We start from the raw sequence: 584 nt of genomic DNA on the forward strand, positions 1-584 counted from the left end.
GCAAGTGAGTAGCAAATTCACAGTGATAGTTACGCGATCCCCCTCATCTCTAGCCGCGCAATAAACATCTATCAGGGAAAAAATATCGCTTAGGCGCTACGGGCTTGTTACGCCCGATCTCTCCTTTAATATCTCAGGAAACCAACGAACATTCTGAATTAAGAGAGACCACCATGAGCAAGAAATTAAACAGAATTCGAGAGCTGATTGCAGAGGCCCAAACAAGCCTTGAGCAGCTAAAACCTAAGTCATTAACCAAAGCCGAATTGGACAAAGTGACCCGTGATCGCGCCATGCTGAGAGACAAGCTGGAACTATTGCATGAACAGGAAGAACTCGAACTGGCCCTTATTCATGAAGAAGAAGCAGCAAATAAGGCCGAACGCCGTAAAGCCTTGCTTATTGGATTGGCTGAATCTGCCCGTGACCATAAAAAAGCGCACGATCACCTAAATACACAAATTGGTGATGCGCTGGGTTCGCTTTTCAAACTGCTTAAAGAGCGCGATCAAGTGGTCAGTAACTTCTCATTTGGTGATCGTCTGGTTGAGGCGCGTGAGTTACTGGAAAAAGAAGAGTTGACG

1 protein-coding gene is annotated in these 584 nt (G+C 45.9%); it reads left to right on the top strand.

The features are described from left to right. Positions 1-173 precede the first annotated feature (173 nt). The coding region (locus R7Z50_RS29325; RefSeq protein WP_318149992.1) for a hypothetical protein at positions 174-584 on the top strand (411 nt) is incomplete at its 3' end.

The sequence above is a fragment of the Vibrio sp. 1249-1 genome (genome assembly GCF_033340495.1).